Source organism: Bizionia sediminis (assembly GCF_042684585.1).
Classification (GTDB): domain Bacteria; phylum Bacteroidota; class Bacteroidia; order Flavobacteriales; family Flavobacteriaceae; genus Algorimicrobium; species Algorimicrobium sediminis.
This window is the reverse complement of record NZ_JBHULS010000027.1, coordinates 1-559: the sequence shown is the minus strand read 5'-3', so window position 1 is coordinate 559 and position 559 is coordinate 1. Positions and strand designations below refer to the sequence as shown.

1 protein-coding gene is annotated in these 559 nt (G+C 61.4%); it reads left to right on the top strand.

Translation table 11 applies throughout. From position 1 onward, the window contains the following. Positions 1-165: 165 nt before the first annotated feature. Positions 166-559, top strand: a 394-nt coding sequence (locus ACFSQP_RS13110) for a hypothetical protein (RefSeq protein WP_376895229.1), incomplete at its 3' end; no start/stop codon positions are given.

Below are 559 nucleotides of genomic sequence, written 5' to 3'. Positions count from 1 at the left end.
TCCCGTCGGAAGGGATGACCGATGGCCATCACTCGCGGAGTGATGGCCGCAGCCGATGACCAGTGGGGCACGCGCCCTACCAAGTGCAGAACTTCAGCTCATCACGTGGTGCCCGTCACCGAGGCGCGGTAGGCGTGGCAGCATCGTGCGGAAGGTAGCCACCGCATGAGGAGAGAACCCGCCGTGCTCATCGCCAACATCAGCCCGAGATCCATGGGCAAGACGACCGATACAGGCTTGATGGGACACGCATTCCATGAGGCTGGCTACCCGGTGAAGTTGTGGGACGCTGACGAGTCTGAGCATCTGACGCAGTGGTTCGAGCTGGCTGGCTTCCCCTTCGGCGTTGAGAAGAACGCTTCAGCCAAGTTCGCGGAGGAGTACACCCCACTGGGAGACTCCGGGATCGACATCGTTGATGTCGGGCACACCGAGAATCACCCGCATATCGCGGACAGTGTGCTCAAGGTGGCAGACCTGGCCATCATCCACATGGAGCCTTCCATGGCCGACTATCAGCGCGTCCACCAACCACGCACCTCCACTCCGATCAAGACCA